Annotated in this window: 16 protein-coding genes; 10 read left to right on the forward strand and 6 right to left on the reverse strand. The window is 45.0% G+C overall.

Going from position 1 to position 17,539, the window contains the following annotated elements:
- From AND4_RS11865 to asnB, 3 genes are all read left to right on the forward strand, one after another.
- The gene (locus AND4_RS11865) at positions 1-1,215 is read left to right on the forward strand and encodes an ROK family protein (protein ID WP_009843214.1); all 1,215 of its coding nucleotides are present in this window, start codon (positions 1-3) and stop codon (positions 1,213-1,215) included.
- A gap of 81 nt (positions 1,216-1,296) precedes the next feature.
- On the forward strand, positions 1,297-2,886 hold the full coding sequence (locus AND4_RS11870; protein ID WP_009843215.1) for a cation:proton antiporter family protein: 1,590 nt from the start codon (positions 1,297-1,299) through the stop codon (positions 2,884-2,886).
- 228 nt (positions 2,887-3,114) lie between these two features.
- Positions 3,115-4,779, forward strand: a complete 1,665-nt coding sequence (gene asnB / locus AND4_RS11875; protein ID WP_009843216.1) for an asparagine synthase B — start codon at positions 3,115-3,117, stop codon at positions 4,777-4,779.
- Positions 4,780-4,894: 115 nt separating this feature from the next.
- On the opposite strand, the gene rfaH is transcribed toward asnB, so the two are convergent.
- Positions 4,895-5,395: a transcription/translation regulatory transformer protein RfaH gene (gene rfaH / locus AND4_RS11880; protein WP_009843217.1), complete on the reverse strand. Its 501-nt coding sequence runs from the start codon at positions 5,393-5,395 to the stop codon at positions 4,895-4,897.
- Between the two features lie 334 nt (positions 5,396-5,729).
- Between rfaH and AND4_RS11885 the strand changes: the two genes are divergently transcribed.
- Positions 5,730-7,118: a peptide MFS transporter gene (locus AND4_RS11885; protein ID WP_009843218.1), complete on the forward strand. Its 1,389-nt coding sequence runs from the start codon at positions 5,730-5,732 to the stop codon at positions 7,116-7,118.
- A gap of 92 nt (positions 7,119-7,210) precedes the next feature.
- Here the strand turns inward: AND4_RS11885 and hemH are convergent, their stop codons facing one another.
- The 3 genes from hemH to htpG form a co-directional block, all read right to left on the reverse strand.
- A complete protein-coding gene (hemH, locus tag AND4_RS11890) occupies positions 7,211-8,176 on the reverse strand; it encodes a ferrochelatase (protein WP_009843219.1) in 966 nt (321 codons plus the stop codon).
- A 139-nt stretch (positions 8,177-8,315) separates the two neighbouring features.
- Entirely contained in the window at positions 8,316-8,960 is a 645-nt protein-coding gene (gene adk, locus AND4_RS11895) for an adenylate kinase (protein WP_009843220.1), read from the reverse strand.
- Between the two features lie 317 nt (positions 8,961-9,277).
- Entirely contained in the window at positions 9,278-11,182 is a 1,905-nt protein-coding gene (htpG, locus tag AND4_RS11900; RefSeq protein WP_009843221.1) for a molecular chaperone HtpG, read from the reverse strand.
- A 273-nt stretch (positions 11,183-11,455) separates the two neighbouring features.
- Between htpG and AND4_RS11905 the strand changes: the two genes are divergently transcribed.
- From AND4_RS11905 to AND4_RS11915, 3 genes are all read left to right on the forward strand, one after another.
- A complete protein-coding gene (locus tag AND4_RS11905) occupies positions 11,456-12,331 on the forward strand; it encodes a transcriptional regulator (protein ID WP_009843222.1) in 876 nt (291 codons plus the stop codon).
- A gap of 11 nt (positions 12,332-12,342) precedes the next feature.
- On the forward strand, positions 12,343-12,858 hold the full coding sequence (locus tag AND4_RS11910) for a regulatory protein ToxS (protein WP_009843223.1): 516 nt from the start codon (positions 12,343-12,345) through the stop codon (positions 12,856-12,858).
- 135 nt (positions 12,859-12,993) lie between these two features.
- Entirely contained in the window at positions 12,994-13,272 is a 279-nt protein-coding gene (locus AND4_RS11915; protein ID WP_009843224.1) for a SelT/SelW/SelH family protein, read from the forward strand.
- Between the two features lie 46 nt (positions 13,273-13,318).
- On the opposite strand, the gene yfcE is transcribed toward AND4_RS11915, so the two are convergent.
- Both yfcE and AND4_RS19555 read right to left on the reverse strand, forming a co-directional pair.
- Positions 13,319-13,864 carry a phosphodiesterase gene (gene yfcE / locus AND4_RS11920; RefSeq protein WP_009843225.1) on the reverse strand — a complete coding sequence of 182 codons (546 nt, stop codon included), beginning with the start codon at positions 13,862-13,864 and terminating at the stop codon, positions 13,319-13,321.
- 68 nt (positions 13,865-13,932) lie between these two features.
- Positions 13,933-14,142, reverse strand: coding sequence for a hypothetical protein (locus AND4_RS19555; protein ID WP_009843226.1), 210 nt, complete (start codon positions 14,140-14,142; stop codon positions 13,933-13,935).
- Between the two features lie 308 nt (positions 14,143-14,450).
- Between AND4_RS19555 and AND4_RS11925 the strand changes: the two genes are divergently transcribed.
- The 3 genes from AND4_RS11925 to AND4_RS11940 all read left to right on the forward strand — a co-directional run bounded on the left by AND4_RS11925 (position 14,451) and on the right by AND4_RS11940 (position 17,535).
- Positions 14,451-15,368, forward strand: coding sequence for a TIGR01777 family oxidoreductase (locus AND4_RS11925; RefSeq protein WP_009843227.1), 918 nt, complete (start codon positions 14,451-14,453; stop codon positions 15,366-15,368).
- Between the two features lie 36 nt (positions 15,369-15,404).
- Positions 15,405-16,232, forward strand: a complete 828-nt coding sequence (locus AND4_RS11930; protein ID WP_009843228.1) for an SDR family oxidoreductase — start codon at positions 15,405-15,407, stop codon at positions 16,230-16,232.
- Positions 16,233-16,680: 448 nt separating this feature from the next.
- Complete coding sequence (locus AND4_RS11940; RefSeq protein WP_009843230.1) at positions 16,681-17,535, forward strand: co-chaperone YbbN; 855 nt, start codon at positions 16,681-16,683, stop codon at positions 17,533-17,535.
- The last annotated feature ends 4 nt before the right edge of the window (positions 17,536-17,539 follow it).

Consider the following 17,539-nt stretch of genomic DNA (forward strand, 5'->3'; position numbering starts at 1 on the left):
ATGAATGGCGGACAAATTGGTAATGTAGATTTAGTAAAACAGCTGAACAGCGCTGCAGTGTATCGGCTGATTGACCAACAAGGTCCAATCTCCCGTATTCAAGTTGCGGATGTTAGTCAGCTCGCTCCAGCAAGTGTTACCAAAATAACCCGCCAACTTTTAGAGCGCGGCTTAATTAAAGAAGTCGCGCAACAAGCTTCTACCGGTGGCCGTCGAGCTATTTCGTTGACCACTGAAGTGAAACCTTTTCACTCCGTCGCAATTCGATTGGGTCGTGACTACGTGCAATTTTGCCTCTACGACTTAGGCGGCAACGCATTGGTTCAAGCCCAGCACGAATTTTACTACGGCAACCAAGCTGACTTGGTCTCTGGTTTAGTTGATTTAATGAGAGACTTCATAAATCGTTGCCAAGACAAAATCGATCAACTTATCGCTATCGGAATCACACTACCTGGTTTGGTGAACCCAAGTACAGGCGTTGTTGAATACATGCCGAATACGGATATTGATAATCTCGCTCTTGGTGACATCATTCGTGAAAAGTTCAATATTGCGTGTTTTGTCGGGAACGACGTACGCGGTATGGCATTAGCTGAACACTATTTTGGCGCGAGCCAAGATTGCCAAGATTCGATTCTTGTGAGTGTACACCGTGGTACTGGTGCAGGAATCATAGTCAATGGCCAAGTGTTCCTCGGTTTCAACCGTAATGTCGGAGAAATCGGCCATATCCAAATCGATCCGCTCGGCGAACAGTGTCAGTGTGGTAACTTTGGTTGCCTAGAGACGGTTGCAGCAAATCCAGCCATCATATCGCGCGTACAAAAACTCATTGCACAAGGTTACGAATCAAGCCTTGGCCAGCTTGAGCACATCACCATCGACGACGTTTGCACTCATGCAATGAATGGCGACGAGCTGGCGAAGCAAAGCCTAGTTCGCGTAGGTAACCAACTTGGTAAAGCTATCGCCATGACGATTAACTTGTTTAACCCACAAAAAATCGTCATCGCCGGTGATATTACTGCCGCTGAAGACATTGTTTTTCCAGCGATCCAGCGCAACGTCGAGACCCAATCTTTGAAAACTTTCCACAACGAACTACCAATCGTTGCTTCTCTTATCGATAAACAGCCAACAAAGGGCGCATTTGCAATGATCAAACGTGCTATGTTGAACGGAGTTTTGTTACAAAAACTACTAGAAGACTAAGTTTATACAATTAATTGAGTTACAATCTCGGGCTGTGGTTTCACAGCCCGTTTTTGTATATCAGGGATACAGCTTAACAGTATGGAAATTATTCTTATTACAACGGCGTTCCTCGCCGGCTTAATTGCAATCAAATGCAACCTCCCGCCTTTAGTCGGTTTCCTACTTGCAGGTTTCAGCCTTCATGCGTTTGGCTACCAAAGTAATGATGTTATTGTCACACTCGCCGATCTCGGTGTGACCTTGCTGCTTTTCACTATTGGCCTAAAACTGGATGTAAAAACGCTGCTCTCTAAAGAGATTTGGGGGGGAGCCACCGCGCACAATATTATCTCGACTCTTTTCTTTGCATCGGTGCTTATTGGCTTGAAGTTACTTGGGCTCGCAGCCCTGACCACCATGGACCACAGCCAAATTCTATTGCTCGCTTTCGCTCTCTCCTTCTCCAGTACCGTATTTGCGGTTAAGTCGCTGCAAGAGAAAGGTGAAATGAACGCCACCTATGGCACCATTGCCATTGGTATCTTGGTTATGCAGGATATTTTTGCCGTGGTCTTCCTTACCGCTTCGACAGGAAAAATTCCGGAATGGTATGCTATCGGACTGTTTGCCCTGCCGTTCCTTCGCCCCTTGTTCTACAAACTGTTAGACAAAGTAGGCCATGGTGAGATGTTGGTTCTGTTCGGCATTTTTTTTGCGCTCGTCGTTGGCGCGGGCTTATTTAAATTTGTCGGTATGAAGCCAGATTTAGGTGCATTAATATTGGGTATGCTGCTGGCCAGCCATCATAAAGCATCCGAGCTATCAAAATCGCTGTTCAATATGAAAGAGCTATTTCTCGTCTGTTTTTTCCTCAATATTGGTTTATCTGCATCATTGAGCTTTACTGGTGTTGGCTTAGCGCTGTTGTTCATCTTGCTATTACCGATCAAAGGGCTGCTGTACTTCCTCACCATTAACCACTTTAAGTTCCGTGTACGTACTTCGTTACTGACATCGCTATCACTTTTCAACTACAGTGAATTTGGTCTGATTGTTGGAGGCTTGGCTTACAAAATGGGTTGGATGCCAAGCGACATGTTGGCTGCGATTGCTGTCGCGGTATCTATTTCGTTCATTATCTCTGCTCCGCTAAACCGATTGGGTCACCAGATTTACCAACACTCTGGTAAATGGCTGCAAGAAACGGCAGCAGAGAAACTCAATCAACGTGATCAGCTCATCAATCCGGGTCGTGCTCAGGTGCTTATTCTTGGCATGGGCCGAATCGGTACGGGTGCTTACGATGAAATACGCGCTCGATACGGCAAGATTTCATTGGGGGTCGAAGTTCGTGAGGACGCCGCGCACAAACATAGGTCTGAGGGGAGAAATGTCATCGCAGGTGATGCGACTGACCCTGATTTTTGGGAACGTATTTTAGATACGGCTAACGTAAAGCTGGTCCTACTGGCCATGCCACATCATCAAGGCAACCAAACTGCACTTGAGCAGCTGCAAAGTCGAAAATATAAAGGACAAATTGCGGCTATTGCCGAATACCCAGATCAGATCGAAGGCTTATTAGCAACTGGCGTAGATGCCGCATTCAACATTTATAATGAGGCCGGAAGTGGATTTGCACGTCATGTTTGCGATCAACTTCAACCTCAGTTCACACCGATAAAATAAGCATCGAAGTGGATTTATTTTGAGCCCTCTATCGATAAGAGGGCTTTTCTGTACACTTTTTAAACCAAAACTTAATCCCATTCACCAAAACAGACAATTAATTAAATTTTATTTACTCAATATAGTTTCTTGCTATCTTTTTCGTCATGAATCGTTGCTTTTTTTACTCATAATGGCAAATTAAAGCTATACCGATTAAAAATTGTCTAGTTTAAAAAAGGATGTTGTATGTGTTCAGTATTTGGCATTTTAGACATTAAGAGCGATGCAGCGGCATTGCGACCTATCGCACTTGAGATGTCGAAAAAACTTCGTCACCGCGGCCCAGATTGGTCCGGAATTTATTCATCACAACGCGCAATTCTGGCACACGAGCGCCTAGCTATTGTAGGTCTAAATAGTGGCGCACAGCCGCTGTACAGCCCTGATAACAAACTCATCCTTGCTGTAAACGGTGAAATCTATAACCACAAAGAGATCCGTGCTCGCTACGAGGGCAAGTACGAATTCCAAACCGATTCAGACTGTGAAGTAATCCTCGCACTATATCAAGACATGGGCGCTGATCTTCTTGAAGAGCTAAACGGTATTTTTGCATTCGTACTTTACGATGAAGAAAAAGATGAGTACCTCGTTGGTCGCGACCACATTGGCATCATCCCGCTCTATCAAGGTTATGATGAACACGGCAACTACTTTGTAGCATCAGAGATGAAAGCACTTGTACCTGTATGTAAAACTGTAAGTGAGTTCCCTCCGGGTTGTCACTACAGCAGTAAAGATACAGAGCCACAACGTTACTACACCCGAGACTGGAACGAGTACGCGGCAGTGCAAGGCAATAGCACAAGTAAAGAGGAACTAACGGAAGCGCTAGAGGCTGCGGTTAAGCGTCAGCTAATGACAGACGTACCTTACGGTGTGCTGCTTTCTGGTGGTCTGGACTCTTCTATTACTTCTGCGGTTGCAAAACGCTTTGCCGCTATGCGCATTGAAGATGATGAGAAGTCTGAAGCCTGGTGGCCACAACTGCACTCATTCGCTGTTGGCCTAGAAGGTGCCCCAGACTTGAAAGCCGCTCGCGAGGTTGCAGACCAGATTGGTACGGTTCACCACGAGATGACTTACACCATCCAAGAAGGTTTAGATGCGATTCGTGACGTGATTTACCATATTGAAACCTACGATGTAACCACGATTCGAGCTTCAACACCTATGTTCCTAATGGGACGCAAAATCAAAGCGATGGGTATTAAGATGGTACTGTCAGGTGAAGGCGCAGATGAAATCTTCGGTGGTTACCTGTATTTCCACAAAGCGCCAAACGCAAAAGAGTTCCATGAAGAAACCGTACGTAAACTGCTTGCTCTAAATATGTTTGACTGTGCACGCGCAAACAAATCATTAGCCGCGTGGGGCGTAGAAGGTCGTGTACCTTTCTTAGATAAGGAATTCATCGACGTAGCAATGCGCTTGAACCCTACTGATAAGATGTGCGGCAACGGTAAGATGGAAAAACACATTCTTCGCGAGTGTTTTGAGCACTACCTACCAGAATCAATCGCATGGCGTCAAAAAGAGCAGTTCTCTGATGGTGTCGGTTACAGCTGGATCGATACATTGAAAGAAGTGGCCGAGCAGAAGGTAACGGATCAGCAAATGGAAACGGCACAATTCCGCTTCCCTTACAACACTCCGACAACCAAAGAAGGTTATGTATACCGCGAAATATTTGAAGAGCTGTTCCCGCTGCCATCAGCTGCAGAGTGTGTACCTGGTGGCCCCTCTGTGGCGTGTTCTTCCGCTAAAGCAATTGAATGGGATGAATCATTCCAAAACTGTGTTGATCCATCAGGCCGTGCTGTACAAACCGTTCACAACGACGCGTACTAGCTAGCCTTTGTTTCAATAAGGGCTAGCTTCACACCTGCCCATTAAAAATAAACACAGTAAAGACGATCAAAAAGAGGTGCTTGCGCACCTCTTTTTGATGTTTGCTTGTATTCGGCTATTTTAAATCTAAATCGCTGTTGTCTATGCTGACAGGTACCCGCTTGGTGATCATCTGAACCAGCATAATTGAGCGCTTCTCACCATCTTGTTCTTGGAAGATGGCATCGATACCTGCAAATTGTCCGCTTTTAACTCGCACTTCATCACCCGGTTTCGGCATGTTCTTAGCATCGGTATGGTCATCAACGCATTTATCCAGCTGCTTAAGCTCATAAATCAGATCACCCTGTACCTCTTTCGGCTGTGCACCAAAGCGCACAAAGTCTACCACACCTCGCGTAGATCGAACTGACGTGAAGTTCGGCCCTTTTTCGTAATCAAATCGAGCAAACACATAGCAAGGGAACAGTGGCTCTTCGACTTTTTGTCGCTTACCTCGCAAGATCTTCTCGACCTCTAGCGTTGGGTAAAAACACTCTACACCTTGATTTTCTAAGTGCTGTTTTGCCCTGACTTGTTCCCCACGTTTGCAATACAGTAAATACCAACGTTTCATTATATTAATAGCCAATTATATTTTTTTGTCATCCTAGCATTAAGGCTAGAACGAGTCATGGACATTAAGCTCGCCTATCATTCGGCAACAACACATTCCCCTTACAATTTACACCTTTTTCATCAACTTAAGAAAACCTGTCTACAGCCAAAAATGAAAAGTAAGTTTGTAACAAACCCTAAACATCGGCAAAAACCCCATTAATTCAACGCTGAACCAGCGTTTCATAAGGTATTTAAATCGTCGTGGATAATTTTATTAATTGTCAGGAAAGAAATTGCCATGTATACGTAAGTTCCGTTAAAAAATGTAATAACTACTATTAGAAGAGCTTATGTCAAACCAACATCAATACTTTGGTCACCCACGTGGCTTGTTCTTATTGTTCGGTACAGAACTATGGGAACGCTTTTCTTACTACGCAATGCGCGCCATTCTAGTACTTTATCTTACTGACACAACAATGCACGGTGGTCTTGGCTGGTCGACTAAAGATGCTCTAGATCTTTACGGCATCTATACTGGACTTGTCTATATCACACCACTTATTGGTGGTTACCTTGCAGATAACTACTTGGGTCAACGCCGCTCGATCCTTATCGGCGGTACGTTAATGGCAATTGGCCAATTTACGCTAGCAATGCCAGCAGATGCCTTGGGACTTAGCTCTTTACACACTTTCTATCTCGGGCTCGCTCTGCTTATTTGCGGTAATGGTCTGTTTAAGCCAAACATCTCTACTATGGTTGGTGACCTGTACAATGAAGGCGATAACCGCCGTGACGGTGCTTTCACTATCTTCTACATGGGTATTAACCTTGGTGCGTTGATGGCTGGTGTTGTATCAGGTACGGTAACGAACGAATTTGGCTGGAAAGCAGGCTTCGTTGCAGCTGGTATTGGTATGCTTATTAGCCTTGTGATGCAAATAACAATGGCGCAATCATGGTTAGGTGATATTGGCCGCGAACCTGCAGCCAAGCGTGACCTAGCGCTTAAGCAATCTGCGAGAAAAGAACCACTGACCAAAAAAGAAATTGACCGCATCAAGGTTATCCTTGTTATGAGCCTGTTTACTATCGTTTTCTGGGCAGGTTTCGAACAAGCTGGTGGTCTAATGAACATCTACACGCAGCAATACACAGATCGTATGATTGGTAGTTTTGAAGTTCCTGCAGCGTGGTTTCAATCTCTGAATCCATTCTTCATTATTACTCTGGCACCTGTATTAGCCGTTCTATGGGTGAAACTGGGTAAACGCGAACCTAACTCACCGATGAAGTTTGCTTTCGCGATGTTTTTCCTAGCTCTAGGTTTCCTGTGTATGGTTGGTGCCGTTATGGAACAAGGTGGCGACACTGCGGTTAAAACATCAATGCTATGGCTAGTCGGCGCATTCTTCTTCCACACGCTGGGCGAACTGTGTCTGTCTCCTATCGGCCTATCGTTAGTCACTAAACTCGCACCGCTGCGTCTTGCTTCACTTATGATGGGAGCATGGTTCGGCTGTAACGCGATTGCAAACTACGTCGCAGGTTATGTTGGCTCTCACGTTGGTGAGTTGGGTGCACTGGCTATCTTCAGTGGTATCGCAGTAACAGCAACCCTATCTGGTGTGATTCTGTTGTTGTTCTCGAACAAACTTGTTCTTTGGATGCACGGAACAGCCAATACTCATAGCACCGCAGAACAAATTGAAGAGCAACAAACTCAAGTTGCTTAATTCAAAATGTAAGCAAAAAAGAGGGCCGCAATCGCGACCCTCTTTTATTTTCTGACCCCGAAACTACCACGTAGATGGTTTCGGGGGTTGGTTTAAAGCTTAGAGCGAACCAGTTCAACCATCATCTCAATGTGCTGATCATTGTCATTCAAGCAAGGAATGTAGCTAAAGCTCTCACCGCCGGCTTCTAGGTAAATCTCGCGGCACTCTTCTGAAATTTCTTCCAGCGTTTCCAAACAGTCTGACGAGAAAGCTGGCGTAATCACGTTCAACTTCCTCTTACCTTGACTTGGAAGTACCTCTAACGTCTTGTCCGTATATGGCTGTAGCCACTCTTCACGACCAAAGCGTGACTGATATGTCATGCCCATTTGCGCTTCAGTCAGCCCTAACTCTTCACCAAGTAAACGAGTCGTCTCTTCACAATGCTTAGGGTAAATATCACCATTGTCTGCATAGCGCTGAGGAATACCGTGGTAAGAGCAAAGCAGGTAATCGCCCTGACCGTGCTCCGCCCAGTGGTCACGGACCGATTGAGCAAGTGCAGCGATGTACTTGGGATGATTGTGGTAGTCACGAATGAAACTGAATCCTGGCATTACCGGCATCTTTTTGAATGCTTTCGTTATACCATCAGAGACTGCGGCTGTCGTTGTACCTGAGTATTGCGGGTAAAGCGGCAGTACAATCACCTCCTCTACGCCTTGTGCTTGCAGCGCTTCAAAACCTGACTGCAAACTTGGGTTGCCATACGTCATACCTAATTCAACTGGCATATTCAGCGCCACGGCGAGCTTCTGAGCTTGTTGTTTTGAATACACCATCAGCGGAGAGCCCTCTTCCATCCAGACGGACTGGTACAGCTTGGCGACCTTGGGTGAGCGAATTGGCAAAATGATACCGTGAAGAATCGGACACCACAGCCAACGAGTCATATCAACGACACGATGATCATGCAGAAACTGACTAAGAAAGCGTTTGACGGCTGGTGCGGTAGGATCATCAGGCGTACCTAAATTAACCAATAACACGCCCTGTTTGTTATTGTTGTTTTTCATAACATACTACTCATGGTGAACAGCTTGCTTCATACGGTAACACGAACCTCATGGTTCATCGTACTTACAGGCAAAATAAAAAAGCGACCCAGTGGTCGCTTTAAAATATATCAAAAGATTAAATTTTGCCGTTAGCAAATTATGCTAGCGCTTTCTCAATATCTGCACTTACTTCTGCAACTTGCTTAGTGCCATCGAATTGAAGGTACTTAGTGTTACCAGCTTCTGCTTCTTTACCGTAGTAATTGATCAGTGGTGCAGTTTGCTCATGGTAGACACCCAAGCGCGCACGTACTGTTTCTTCTTTGTCGTCGTCACGAACAACAAGGTCTTCACCAGTTACATCATCTTTACCTTCCACTTTTGGTGGGTTGTAAACAACGTGGTAAGTACGACCTGAAGGCAGGTGAGCACGACGGCCAGCCATGCGCTCAACAATAACATCATCAGCTACGTCAAATTCGATAACGTAATCAACATCAACGCCCATTTCTTTTAGGCCATCAGCCTGAGGGATAGTGCGAGGGAAACCATCGAGTAGGAAACCTTTTTCGCAATCGTCTTGAGCAATACGCTCTTTGATTAGACCAAGGATGATCTCATCAGAAACTAGCTGACCAGCGTCGATAACAGATTTCGCTTGTTTACCAAGCTCAGTACCTGCTTTGATAGCAGCACGAAGCATATCACCAGTAGAGATTTGTGGGATACCGTATTTATCCATGATGAAGTTTGCTTGTGTGCCTTTACCTGCACCTGGAGCACCTAGAAGAATGATGCGCATGATTTATCCTCTTTAATATTTAAGATTTATACCGAAGCTCACAATCGCTGGAATTCTTAGGAGCCTCCCACGAAGTACTGCAACGATAAGTTTCGGTATAACGTTTAGGCGGGCCAAAATACACGCCTTACAACTCACATTCAAGTGCTGAGATTCTAACACAAGTTCATTATGCAACGAGCAGATTAAGACTAAAGTGTGTTAGTAAGACCCGTTTTGACACCAAGATGGTAATCTTCTCAACACTTAAAGTGTGAACTTATACGTATACAAACAAAAAGCTCGCATTTGGCGAGCTTTTTGTCGTTGTTTGGTTGTTAGGCTTTAGTTAAAAGCTTGTTTATGGCACCAACGAATTGAGAAGGGTCTTCCATCGATCCACGTTCAGCGAGCATTGCCTGGCCGAGTAGCACTTCTACCCAGCGACCAAACGCTTCTTCGTCTGCTTCATCCGCCATGCGCTTCACTAACTCATGCTCCGGGTTAATTTCGAAGATGTACTTAACCTCTGGTACTGCTTGGCCTGCCGCTTCAAGAAGCTTCGCCATTTGCGTCCCCATTTCGAAATCATCCGTCACCACAACCGCTGGTGTCGTTGCGAGTTTAAAGGTGGTGCGAACTTCTTTCACACGGTCCCCAAGGTATGACTGAGTGCGCTCCACAACAGACTTGAACTCTTGTTCCGTTTCTTTCTGCTTTTCTTTTTCCGTATCGTCTTCAAAGTTGCTGAGATCTAAGCCAGATTTAGTGATCGATTGGAACGTTTTTCCATCAAATTCAGTTAGGTAGCTCATCAACCACTCATCAATTCGATCGAACATCAAAATAACTTCAATGCCTTTCGCTTTGAACTGCTCTAGGTGAGGGCTATTCTTCGCCGCTGCATAGCTGTCTGCGGTTAGGAAGTAGATCTTATCTTGGCCTTCCTTCATGCGCTCAATGTAAGAAGCTAAACCAACGGTTTGTTGTGCAGAATCCACTTCAGTAGACGCGAAACGCAATAGACCAGCCACTTTCTCTTTGTTAGCCATGTCCTCTGCAACGCCTTCCTTCATGACTAGGCCAAACTCTTTCCAGAACGATTGGTATTTCTCTTCATCGTTCTTCGCCATACGCTCAAGCATAGTAAGCACGCGCTTGGTACAAGCGTTACGTAGCGACTGAGTGACCTTGTTGTCTTGTAGGATTTCACGCGATACGTTCAAAGGTAAATCATTTGAATCAATTAGGCCACGGACAAAACGCAAGTACGACGGCATAAACTGTTCCGCGTCATCCATAATAAAGACACGTTGAACGTACAGCTTTAGACCCGACTTATGGTCACGATTCATCATATCCCAAGGCGCTTTAGCTGGAATATAAAGCAGACTGGTGTAGTCGTTTTTACCCTCTACACGGTTATGACTCCAAGTAAGAGGATCTGCAAAGTCGTGAGATACATGTTTGTAGAACTCTTGATACTCTTCTTCCGAGATATCTGATTTGTTGCGCGTCCAAAGTGCTTGCGCTTTATTAATCTGCTCCCACTTCTTCTCACCCGTTTCTTTACCCTCGTCATCACGAACCGCGGTTTGGATAGATACAGGGATACCGATATGGTCAGAGTATTTGCTGATCACATCACGTAGACGCCATTCATTTAGGAATTCTTTGCCCTCTTCACGCATGTGAAGCACGATGTCGGTGCCGCGAGAGTCTTTAGTAATAGTCTCTATCGTGTAATCACCTTCGCCAGCAGAGTGCCATTGCACTGCTTCACCAGCGGTTAGGCCCGCAGCACGAGTGCGAACCGTAACGGCATCCGCAACAATGAAAGCTGAGTAGAAGCCCACACCAAACTGGCCGATAAGTTGAGAATCTTTACTTTGCTCATCTGACAGCTTTGAGAAAAATTCTGCTGTCCCTGACTTTGCGATCGTACCCAAATGCTCGATCACATCATCACGGCTCATGCCGATGCCGTTATCAGAAATGGTTAATGTGTTCGCGCTTTCATCAAACGCTAGCTTCACTCCAAGTTCCGCGTTGCCCTCATACAAATCTGAGTTAGATAGCGCTTGAAAACGAAGTTTATCTGAGGCGTCAGATGCGTTTGAAATCAGCTCGCGCAGAAAAATCTCTTTGTTAGAATAAAGAGAATGAATCATCAGGTGAAGTAGCTGTTTTACTTCTGATTGAAAGCCACGAGTTTCTTTGTTTTGAGATACGGTTTCGCTCATGTTTGCTCCATAACATCTAAACTAAAAATAGACTTTTAATGACAAAGCCCTAACCGCCGCCTCATAAAAGCGGCATGACCAATATGACAACTAACATGAGGCTGACAATTGTAAATTCAAGGTCAATATTGCTAAAAACGGTGTTTTTTTAGAAAAATTTAATTATCCTACATCCCTAAAAGTATCTAAAACGTGGCACACGTCTTTTTGTATACGTTTTTTACGTAACGCAAATCGCTATAATTACAGAATCATCCATCTAAGAAGAAATAAATGACTAACATAGGCACTAAATTTCTGCTTGCTCAAAGATTCGTCTTTGACCCAAATAGTAATTCGCTCGCTGACCAGAAAAATGGCAACGAAGTTGTACGACTAGGCAGCAACGAAAGTCGCATTCTCCTCATGTTGGCAGAAAGGCCTAGCGACGTGATATCACGTAACGAACTGCATGAGTTTGTTTGGCGTGAACAAGGCTTTGAAGTGGATGATTCGAGCTTAACTCAAGCGATTTCGACGCTACGTAAAATGTTGAAGGACTCCACCAAGTCACCAGAGTTTGTGAAAACCGTACCAAAACGCGGCTACCAACTGATCTGTTCTGTTGAACGCTTAAGCCCACTTTCTTCTGACTTCAATCCTGATATTGATGAGCAAGAAGAAAACGAAGCGCCAGTGGTTGATTTGGAGCAGTTTGCTGAAGCGACGGCAGACACACCAGAAAAAACGGCCCCTGAGGCGGTAAGTCCAGCTGAAAAACCAGAGACAACGCCAGCACCTGCGCAGAAAGAGGTGAACTGGTTATCCCGTATTTTGATTGTGGCGGCTTTGCTACTACCAGTGTGTGTGCTGATGCTGACTAACCCAGCGGAGTCTAAATTCCGTCAAATTGGCGAGTATCACAATGTCACAGTAAAAACGCCAATGAACCACCCTCAGTTAAATCATTGGATGCCATCAATTGAGCAATGCATCAAGCGCTTTGTTGAACGACACGAAGATAGCTCTTCTCCAGTCGAAGTTATCGCGACAGGAGGTCAAAACAACCAATTGATTCTTAACTACATCCACGATAGCGACCATTCATACGAAAATGTAACGCTGCGTATTTTTGCTGATCGTAATGACCCAACCGACATCTGCAATTAAGGTAGGCTGAAATGAAGATTAAAGTAGCATCAGCGGTTTTGGCCGTGTCCATCCTTTTCAGTAGTTGGTTGTACTGGGGCAGTGACCTAAAAATAAAACAGGTCCTGACTTCAAATGAATGGCAATCAACCATGGAGACGCTCATCTCCTATCCCTTGCCTGGCGATACCGTCGGTCCATTACGTAAGGTCAATGTAGAGTCGAATGTTAAGTACCTACCTAACGGTGATTACATCCGTGTGGCAAACATTCGTTTATTTGCGCAAGACTCAAATACGGAATCTACCATCAATATCTCTGAAAAAGGCCGATGGGAAGTGAGTGATAATTACTTACTGGTTTCACCTTCCGAGTTCAAAGATATCTCAGCATCACAGTCAAAAGATTTCTCTGAATCACAACTCGGTCTCATCACACAAATCTTTAAGTTGGATGCAGAACAAAGCCGCCGTATTGACGTAGTGAACGAGAAAACACTGCTACTGACTAGCCTGAACCACGGCTCTACGGTACTGTTTAGAAACTGATTTAGATTCAATAATAAGGGGCCTGATGGCCCTTTATTTTTTCGCCAAGGATTGCTAGATACATTCACACTCTTCTTGGGTTCGCTCGTTGCAAATACACTCGCTTCTCTAATGTCTACAGTAAGGAAATGAGAAATGGATAAAGCCATGATAAACATACACTACTGTCGTCAGTGCAATTGGATGTTACGTTCTACTTGGCTATCGCAAGAGCTACTCCATACGTTTAGCGAAGAGATTGAAAGCATCAGTTTGTATCCTGACACTGGCGGTCGTTTTGAGATTTTTTGTAATGGCACTCAAATTTGGGAACGAAAAAAAGACGGCGGCTTTCCTGAAGCTAAAGTTCTTAAGCAACGGGTGAGAGACATCATAGATCCAGAGCGCGATTTAGGTCACTCAGATACAAAATAGGGAGCGATTGGCTCCCTATTATTTTATCTGCTCCGTGACTCGTCGACTAAATTGTTGTTTGAGCCAACACTTCCCCTTCCGGAGTTTGCACCTTTAATGTGTTGCCTTCCATTACACCGTAGCTTGGTGACAAACCATTTCTCGGAAAAGTCATCGAACCGGGATTAAAAATGATCACGCCATCTTGAACCTCTGCCACTGGAACATGAGTATGACCATGGGCAATGATGTCACCTTCACGCAGTGGTGGGCGTTTTGAACTATTGTACAGGTGTCCATGTGTGAGAAATAGACGCTTTCCTGACTCGAGTAAGATCCATGCATAATCCATCATCATCGGGAAATTCAACAACATTTGGTCAACTTCACTGTCACAATTACCACGAACCGCAATAATCTGATCCTTGTATTGGTTAAGTAACCCGGCCACTTTCGGCGGGTTGTAACCTTCTGGGATTGGGTTTCTTGGCCCGTGGTTGAGCGTATCCCCCAATAAGATCAGGTGATCGGCACCGGTGGCCAAGTAAAGCTTAATGGTTTCTTCGGTTGCGGGCAAAGAACCGTGCAAGTCTGAGGCAAAAAATAGTTTCACGACATGGTCTCCTCATAAAGTATGAGGTTATTCTACGGCATTCCTATCGAAGCTCAACCCAAGCGCCTTTAATGGCTGCGCAACATTTCCACCAGCATTGGGATGAGATAGAACCAGGCAACATAAGCGGCACCCGCCAAAACAATACTCCAAAAGATGAAAGACAAAAATTTCGACTTGGCTAAATGATTGAGCGGATCAGGCTCTCCACATCCCGGACAAGTATGAGCTCGTTTTGAAATTTGTTTTTCGCAAACAGGACAAGCAACTAGTGGCATTACAACATTTCCTCAATTATTCTTTAATTGTCAAAGAATAAGCCTCAGATTACAGATATGCAATTGCACGATTTGAGAAGTCGACAAATTCAACAATAAATAATTCAGCGCTAGCTATCAGCAATACTCAAAACCTAATCACACTTTATTGACCTTATACGCACTGCGAATTTGACAACAATGAATGAGAAAACGCTTCTAACTCCTTAGGAAATAATAATAAAATCGAGTTTGCGAGCCATTGGAATGATCATGCAGGGCGGTTAACGGCTATAATGTCGGAATGGTTTTATACTCAAGGGGATGACATGAAGATACTACTGACTGGCGGTACAGGCTTTATTGGTTCTGAGTTGCTAAAAATGCTCACTACCCATAGAGTCATATTGCTAACGCGCAGCCCTGCGCAAGCAAAACAACGACTTCAGCATGCCGACGTCGGTAATATTGAATATCTAGATTCCCTCGCTTCACTGGAAGACCTCAACGACGTTGACGCCGTAATCAACCTTGCAGGTGAGCCCATTGCTGACAAACGCTGGAGTCAGGAACAAAAAAAAATCATTTGTAACAGCCGCTGGAAGGTCACCGAACGGATTGTTGAACTGATCCACGCCAGTACTGAACCTCCCGCAGTTTTCATTAGTGGCTCCGCGGTTGGGTATTACGGTGACCAACAAGACCACCCATTTGATGAATGCTTACACGTAAATAGTGAAGCCTTCCCCCATTCAGTGTGTGCCCGGTGGGAACAAATTGCCAAGCGTGCCGAATCAGAGCAGACAAGAGTTTGTCTGCTGCGTACTGGAGTTGTTCTTGGTCCCAAAGGCGGAGCCTTAGCCAAGATGCTACTGCCCTACAAATTGGGGCTGGGAGGCCCATTGGGCAGTGGAAAACAGTACATGCCTTGGATTCATATCTTAGATATGGTTCGCGCCATCATGTACATACTCGAAACGCCTCACGCTCATGGTGAGTTTAACTTGTGCGCTCCGCACCCGGTGAGTAACAAAACGTTCAGCGGCGCATTGGCCAAAACGCTTAAACGGCCGCATGTACTGTTCACTCCGAAATGGGTAATGAACATGGCGATGGGCGAGTCATCCTGTCTACTGTTTGATAGCCTACGCGCCAAACCCAAGAAACTGACCGAGATTGGTTTCCAGTTTAGCTACTCACGAGTTGAGCCCGCGCTCAAGAACTTGCTTCAAGACAGAAGTTGTTGAATCATAAGGCTCACTAACTCTCAGTGAGCCCCAACTATGAAAAAATCAGTTCTCATCACCGGATGTTCCACCGGCATTGGTTACGTATGTGCCCATGCTCTACAAAATGAGGGTTTCCATGTCATTGCCTCCTGCCGACAAGACCGAGACATCAAGCGCTTAAACGAAGAAGGTTTAGAGTGCATCAAGCTTGATCTCAATGACCCTGAAAGCATTTCTTTCGGTGTCGCTCAAGCTCTAGCGCTATCTGAAGGTAGGCTTTATGCTGTCTTTAATAATGGCGCTTACGGCCAACCAGGTGCTTTGGAAGATTTACCGACAGAGGCCCTTCAAGCACAATTTCAAACCAACTTCTTCGGTTGGCACCAACTCGTCACAGAGGTATTGCCACACATGCGCAAGCAAGGCGAAGGCAGAATCATCCTAAATAGCTCCGTACTCGGCTTTGCTGCCATGAAGTATCGTGGGGCTTATAACGCCTCTAAATTTGCACTCGAAGGCTGGGCAGATACCTTACGCTTGGAATTAATGGACACCAACATCAAGGTGGCATTAATCGAACCAGGTCCGATAGAAACTCAGTTTAGACAGAACGCCTTAAAGGCATTTGAGCGATGGATTGAAGTAGAAAACAGTGCCCACAAAACCGCTTATGCGGGCCAAAAAAACCGTTTAGATAACGACAAATCCAATAACAAATTTGCGCTGCCTGCTGAATCTTGCATTCCTCCAGTGATTCACGCGCTGACGAGCAATAAACCTAAAATTCGCTATCGAATCACGACACCAACCAAAGTATTTGCCGTATTAAAGCGGCTGTTACCCACTCGTATTCTTGATAAAATTTTGCGACAAGCAGCATAAAAACTTTTTATCACAATGTAATTTTACCGTAACAATGTGATGTCACTATGAGCATGTAGGTTAATAAAACCTCAATGTTCGAATCAATGTCTAAGTGAGTATCTTCATCCTTTTAGCCTAAACGCGATGTCGATACTGACTTCAGATTTGGTATCGCCACCCTCTCTGTTTGTATTTTCGCGAGACAACAATGACATTAAATCAGCTTAACTGGCTTAGTGTGGGTGTAGTGTTGGCCATGTTCATCCTATTTTGATACCACGCACGACTAGAACGTCTAACAAGACCGTCTGAACCGTGCTGAACTTGCCAAGTTTGATCGCACTTTCGCTTGCTATCTGGAAACCGCTGCTGTCGGCAGCGTTTTTCCTCTCTATCGCTTGAATTTCCCAAATATCAGCTCCATATCTACAATCAACGACAAGAAACAAAAAGCAAGGATACTCTGATGCAATCCCCATTTATCGTTGAGTTAACAGAACAAAACTTCCGCGAAACACTTGAAGGATCAATGAACGTACCCGTGTTGGTTCATTTTTGGGCGAGTGCTCAACCAGAAAGCGCGCAAGTGATCCCCGAATTGCAAATGCTGGCACAACAATACAGCGGCGCTTTCACCCTTGCTCTATTGGACTGTGAACAGCAACCTGCTCTTGCCTCTCAATTCGGTGTTCAAGCTCTCCCAACTATCGCCTTATTTATAAATGGCCAAGCCGTCGATGGTATGGGTGGGCCTCAACCAATCGATTCAATTACGGCGATGCTGCAAAAGCATTTACCGAGCCAAGATGAGATGCAGTTGAAACAAGCCAACAACCTGCTTCAACAAGGTGAGCACGCTCAGGCATTGGCGATCCTACAAACTTTATCAGAAGAGCTGAAAAATCGCGGCGACGTGAAGCTGGCAACAGCAGATTGTTTGTTAGAAACCAAACAGTTTGAGCTGGCAAAAACGCTGTTGAGCACGATCCCATTGGAATATCAAGACAACTACTACAAAGGCTTGATTGCCAAACTAGATCTGCACCTTCAAGCAGCAGATAGCCCAGAGCTTCAACGCCTTGAACAAGAGCGAGCGGCAAACCCTGATAACTTAGAATTAGTCTGTGAGCTTGCGGTTCAATACAACCAAGTCGGTCGAGATGAAGAAGCACTTGAACTGCTTTGGAACATCCTCAAAACCAACCTGGGTGCACAAGATGGAGAGGTAAAAAAAGTCTTTATGGATATCTTAAGCGCTCTTGGCCAAGGTAACGCATTAGCAGGCAAGTACCGCCGCCAACTTTACTCAATTTTGTACTAAAAAA

This window comes from Vibrio sp. AND4 (assembly GCF_000171815.1).
In the GTDB taxonomy this organism is placed as follows: Bacteria; Pseudomonadota; Gammaproteobacteria; order Enterobacterales; family Vibrionaceae; genus Vibrio.